The sequence below is a fragment of the bacterium genome (assembly GCA_040755755.1).
Classification (GTDB): Bacteria; SZUA-182; SZUA-182; order DTGQ01; family DTGQ01; genus DTGQ01.
Map to the genome: position 1 here is coordinate 1 of JBFLZW010000048.1, position 5,135 is coordinate 5,135.

The 5,135-nt window shown below is 46.0% G+C and carries 11 protein-coding genes; 1 reads left to right on the forward strand and 10 read right to left on the reverse strand.

All coding sequences use genetic code 11. The features are described from left to right. The coding region (locus tag AB1611_14560) for an AAA family ATPase (GenBank protein ID MEW6380812.1) at positions 1-693 on the reverse strand (693 nt) is incomplete at its 3' end. Between the two features lie 265 nt (positions 694-958). Continuing rightward, on the reverse strand, positions 959-1,711 hold the full coding sequence (locus tag AB1611_14565) for a hypothetical protein (protein MEW6380813.1): 753 nt from the start codon (positions 1,709-1,711) through the stop codon (positions 959-961). Positions 1,712-1,791: 80 nt separating this feature from the next. Here AB1611_14565 and AB1611_14570 point away from each other — a divergent pair, with 80 nt between their 5' ends. Further along, a complete protein-coding gene (locus tag AB1611_14570) occupies positions 1,792-1,932 on the forward strand; it encodes a hypothetical protein (protein MEW6380814.1) in 141 nt (46 codons plus the stop codon). Positions 1,933-1,964: 32 nt separating this feature from the next. Here AB1611_14570 and AB1611_14575 read toward each other — a convergent pair whose 3' ends face one another. From AB1611_14575 to AB1611_14610, 8 genes are all read right to left on the reverse strand, one after another. Continuing rightward, a complete protein-coding gene (locus tag AB1611_14575) occupies positions 1,965-2,090 on the reverse strand; it encodes a hypothetical protein (GenBank protein MEW6380815.1) in 126 nt (41 codons plus the stop codon). 126 nt (positions 2,091-2,216) lie between these two features. Beyond that, positions 2,217-2,441: a hypothetical protein gene (locus tag AB1611_14580; protein ID MEW6380816.1), complete on the reverse strand. Its 225-nt coding sequence runs from the start codon at positions 2,439-2,441 to the stop codon at positions 2,217-2,219. 121 nt (positions 2,442-2,562) lie between these two features. After that, complete coding sequence (locus tag AB1611_14585; protein MEW6380817.1) at positions 2,563-2,898, reverse strand: hypothetical protein; 336 nt, start codon at positions 2,896-2,898, stop codon at positions 2,563-2,565. Continuing rightward, positions 2,895-3,059, reverse strand: coding sequence for a hypothetical protein (locus tag AB1611_14590; protein ID MEW6380818.1), 165 nt, complete (start codon positions 3,057-3,059; stop codon positions 2,895-2,897). The genes AB1611_14585 and AB1611_14590 overlap by 4 nt, the downstream gene beginning before the upstream one ends. 93 nt (positions 3,060-3,152) lie before the next feature. Further along, complete coding sequence (locus tag AB1611_14595) at positions 3,153-3,527, reverse strand: hypothetical protein (protein MEW6380819.1); 375 nt, start codon at positions 3,525-3,527, stop codon at positions 3,153-3,155. Positions 3,528-3,673: 146 nt separating this feature from the next. Further along, positions 3,674-4,228 carry a hypothetical protein gene (locus tag AB1611_14600; protein MEW6380820.1) on the reverse strand — a complete coding sequence of 185 codons (555 nt, stop codon included), beginning with the start codon at positions 4,226-4,228 and terminating at the stop codon, positions 3,674-3,676. A gap of 30 nt (positions 4,229-4,258) precedes the next feature. Further along, positions 4,259-4,744 (reverse strand): terminase small subunit, encoded by a 486-nt coding sequence (locus tag AB1611_14605; GenBank protein MEW6380821.1) that lies wholly within the window; start codon positions 4,742-4,744, stop codon positions 4,259-4,261. Between the two features lie 98 nt (positions 4,745-4,842). Continuing rightward, positions 4,843-5,135: hypothetical protein (locus AB1611_14610; GenBank protein ID MEW6380822.1), on the reverse strand; the 293-nt coding region annotated here is incomplete at its 5' end.

Consider the following 5,135-nt stretch of genomic DNA (forward strand, 5'->3'; position numbering starts at 1 on the left):
GTGATCGGTAAGCCAATCCGTAAGCTCTATTGCTGCCAGTGGCAAGCATGGCCACTCCGTACAGTAATACAGGTTGCTCGGTACCGCCGATCCACAAGTAAGCTTGCCGATCCTCTCCCTTAATCGCTGGTCCGAGTCCTCAAGCGCCAGGTAGAGCACGTCGGCTTGTGGTACATCTACGGAGCTTAACACTTTGCCCCCATAGGCCACACCGAGTCCCCAATGCAAAGACAGCCAGCTCTTGCCAACCTTGGGTTTGCCCGCCAGTATGGTAAGGCCCTGTGGCAACAAGCCAGGTATGATCCATTGGATCGGTGGTATATCCCGCTGCATCAACTCCGCTACGCTTGCTGGTTGTGGCCTGCTCGGTGTTACTGGTTTGGCTTGCTGCTCTGGCTGAGCCTGCTTACCTCTGCTTGCTGCTGTGGCCAGCAATATGGTCCGCTTACCATATGTCCGGCCCTGGTCATCGGGGTAATTGTCCCATTTGTTGGCGATGCCTGGCCATGCCGGAGCCTGTCGGATAAGCTGATCGATCCGGTCAGCATCTATACCCAGTCCGGCCATAATACGGCATAGGCCAATATCCCAATCCGGCACCTGCCCTTGCAGGTAATCCTTACCAGATCTGCCTTGGTACTTGGCTGAGGCTATTGCCTCGATTGCTTGTTGCTTATCAACCTGCTCTGCCATTAGTCTGCTCTCCGTATCTTGATCTTGCGAAAACCAACAAACAGTGATACAACTAAAAAAACGGGGCACACCCGTATAACGGGGCATGATACCGCCCTACATACTGGTATCACAGCTAAGGGATCGAGACGGTTATCTTTGCGGGATGGTCGTTTCGATCCCTTAAGTTTTTTGGAGCATAATTTGTTTATTTTTTTGAAGCAAACAAAATATGACGACTACCTGATTATTCTGAGTAGTCATGACTACCTCAAATCAAAGGTAGTCATCTTTTCCTTTCCTTTACCTGCCCATATTCCCCCGGAAAGATATTTTTCCCAACATTTTCAATGATATCTCTTGCATTGTCTCTTTCTCGCTGCCACACTTTGAGATGAATACTTTTATGGATTCCGTTATCAGCATTAACTCTTTGTATAACATCTTTCCAGTTGAGCTTTTCAACTTCTCTCAGGTGATAGACTTCCAGGTATCGCCGAAGGTTTTTGAGATCGCTTTCAGATAGCCTTTTGCTTGGCAAGGGAAAACGGGGATGTTTTTTGATGGGATTTATCTTAAGCTCTTCTTGTTTCTTGCTTATAATCAACCTAATTTGTTCCATCAGGTCATCTATGGGCACATTCAGAGGAATTCCAATGGTAAAGAAATTAGGGTCTCGCAGAATTTTTGAGAATTCCGGGAAGAATGTCGGCAGGTTCGGAAAGGGGAGAATATCTTTAGGTGGCTGATATCGATACATCCGCTGCTGAATATCACAAAGCTTTTCCTCCCATGAGAGGTTATGAACATCTCCCCAGTCCCAAAAAACGAGGGTGAGGTTTTTGACTTGATTAAATCCAAGATTCTCGATCTGACGCATAAACAATGATTCATGTTCATGGTCAATTAATTTTGTAGACTCCCTCACGACATAGCATATTTTTTCATAATCCTTGTTTAGCTTCAGGTACTCATACCATAGGCGATAAGCCTCTTGATTTTCTATTGTTCCTGTTAAAAGGGAGTGTAGTAAATTCATTCCTGCATCCTCTCTGCATTCAGTAAATGTTATGCTGCCCGGCCTCCTAGATGCAGACAAAGAGCCTTGTCGGTGAGTTCATGACGCTTACCCAAGGGCAGCGTTTATCTGAAGATTCTCCGCAACATCCTTCCTGTCACCTTACCGGCCATCCTCCGCCCGATCCTTCGGCCCACCTTCCCGCGCCGGACCGCCTGGAAGTCTCCAAGTATTCTGGCTAATGAGTAGAGAAATGAGCGAAATTTATTGATTGTCATGACTTGCCTTTCCTTTGCTCGACTTCGGCCCTGAGCCGGTCACATTCCGCCTTGGCCTGCTCAAGTGCCTTATCCTTTGCCTGTAATTCTTCTTTATATTCAGTTATTTTTTCACTCGTCATATTGGTGTCATATCTGTGTTATAGTCGTGTCATATAAATACCCCCGGCCAGGATCACCGTAAACCTGGCCAGGGGTGAACGTCAATTAAGCCCCAAGGAGAAGGCTGTCATCTCTCCCCTGGTCGATCATGGGCAAGCCCTCCCACCGTCAGGCATACGGGATCGAGCCAGCTTGAATATTGCCCCTTCCCTTGAGTTTAGATACTGCTGTATGACCAGGATTGCCCCCCGCGCCTCTCCGATCTCGCAGAGTTCAGCAAGCTCTGGAGTTGTCAGGTAAGCGGTAATGTCAGGCTCTTTTTTCCTGGGAATGGAAACGTTTTCTGGTACATCTGAAGGATGGTGATTCATATTCCCTCCTCGTGGAGGGTCCCTCTGTGGTAAGATACAATCAACCGTACATGGAGGGACCGCGTTAAACCATGTGCGGCCAGGTCCTGGAATGGTGCTGTAACACCTTCCGGGACCGCTTCTATTTCATCAGGGTAAGCAAAGTGAAAATAGCTGCTGTATAGGCAATCAAAAGACCGGCAACCCAACTGACAACCCACTTGACCGTGCTGGATTTTGCTTGCTCGATCTCCGATCTGACCTTCTCTATTTCCAGCTTGACCGATTCAATCTCTTTGGTCAGCTTAAGCTCGGTTTCCCGGATATCCCCTTTTACTTCCCGGATATCCTCTTTCGTTGCCAATTCCCGCTTATGGTCACTTATCAGGGTTTCAATATCCCTTACCGCTGCCTGAGCTTTTTCCTTGCCGAAGGTCTCAGAGAAGATATCGAACAGTTCTATTGCCTCGATGCTCATCTTGTGGCCACCTTTGGTTCATTTTTAGGATATTTTGACCTAAGTTCATTTTCAATAATTTCAGTCAATTTTTGCTTTATGCTTTTTCTCTCTTTGGCCGCTAATACCTTAAGTTCATTCCAAAGATCATCGTCCATGATAATTTGATGACTTTTTTCCATTTATGTTTCTCCTTTCTGTATGATTTTTTAGTAATTATAGACAGTATAGACTTGTATTATTCAATAATCAAGCACAAAATTTATCCCACCGAATCAACCTGCAAGTTTTACCCGATCACCAAAAAGTAAGAAATCCCGCCCTAAAATACCCGTTCCTTTCACCATCTGGTGGGAAAATAAATCACCATCGATCTGGTGGGATAAATCGAAACAGCCAGCCAGACCTTGTAAACAAAGCACAGTCCGATATGCTTTATTATGTAAACTTGCAAGGGAAAATGATCTGGAAGTGACTATCTTTATTGATTTTATCACGATGAAAGAGCGGAATTTTTGCATTCCCACCGGCCATAGACTGGAAATTTTCTCCCACCAATGGCCTTTTTTTGAGGTACGTTTTCCCACTAGAAGGGTAAAAATGGCCGATTTTAGGGACAGATTTTCAGGGGATGTTTTGAGTTTTCCCACCAGAAATCAGGAAAAATAATCCACAAGCCAGGTCAAAACACCCCAGGAAAGGCCCCTAGGAGCCATTTTAAGGGCATGAGAAAACCGGGTTAATTTGTTTACCCCCAGGGCAAAACGATCGATTTCCGAGCCTCTCAGGCCCCTGATTAAGGAATAAGGGATCCGTTGTGCAGTGCTTTCTCAAGATGCTTGAGTGTAGCCTTTAAAGCCAAAAGTAAATTCTTGCCGCGTGAATCCATGATCTCTTTTATCGATTCAGGATTTTTTGCCAGGGCATTCACCCGCTTATCATTCTCCTGGCAAGAGCGATAGGTAAGGTTAGCGCAATTCCGGCAACGAAAATGCCTGGTTCCAGGAGCAAGATAAAGTTTGCCTGCTCTTCGTCTGCAAGAGGGGCAAACGAACCAATACCTCACCCCTCCGAAATGACAGGGAGTGCTGCCGATGTCAATTCTCTCTGTGATTTCTTCCTTTTGGCCTGTCAGTTTATCTGTTACACTGTAAGCAAGTATGATAAAGCTATCTCCCGGAAGGCCCTCGTCAGCATTTACCGCAAAGAAAATACTGGCAATTTTGCCCCTCTTTTCGCTTGTCCATTCGAAAGCCCCCAGGCCACCCTGGTACAGATAACAATTTTCCCTGAACCATGAAATGGGGAGGGAAAGACTATCTTCGACCGTATACCTTGCAGATACAAACACAATCTAACCTGACATACCTTACTTAAAAGTTTAGGAACGATCCAGCTTACTTAATTCAACCGGAATATGCTGTGTAATATGAGGTTTTCTCAGGTTTTCATACCCAATCTGCCGGGCTGTTCGTGGCGAATAACCGGCCCGTCGTGCAGCTTTAGCCGCTGAATCTCCCCGACTGCAATATTCGATAAACCGCTTCTGTCTCTTGGTTAATCTAACCCTGTACTGACGTTTCTTTTTTGGTTTTACCAGGTCGATAGCTTCAAGCTGTGCTTTCCCCCAGGCATCCAAAGCTGATTTAAACTGGCTCATAGTGCCTTTCTCTAGGAGAACATCATTTATTGCATCGACTGTCTTTATCCATAGGTCTTTGACCACTGCCGTTTTCTCTGCTGGTGCCCCTGCTGTGATCTGCCGGAAGATATCATTCATTTGACCCGACAAAATTTCAAGTATCTCAACTGTGGTATTAGACTGCGCTATATAACGTTCAAGTAGCTCATTTTTCACTCGTATCATTTTACCCCTTCCATCAGCCTGATAAAATCCTCAAGCCTCATCACCGTATAAAATCCTTTCTTTTTGCTCGGAGAGGGTTCCGGCCCTCCAGGTAATATTCAACTCAATGGTGGTATAATTACCTTTCTCATCGCGTACCATATTTCCCATTGGATCACGCCAGCAGCATCTTTGGCAAAGCGATGCTCCCGGCCATTCTCAATCTGCTTCCAGAGTGTCCAGTCGGTCAGGTCATCGGTGATTCCAGTAAGGTATTGTAGCGAAGAGGAAATCAATTCCTTCCTATCGGAATTGCAGGGGATAGCCTGAGCCTGAGCAGGTTTTTCAGGCTCAGGCTTAACGGCGTGGCAGATCGCCGCTCCCTGCAAATATGCAATAGCCTCTCGTTTGT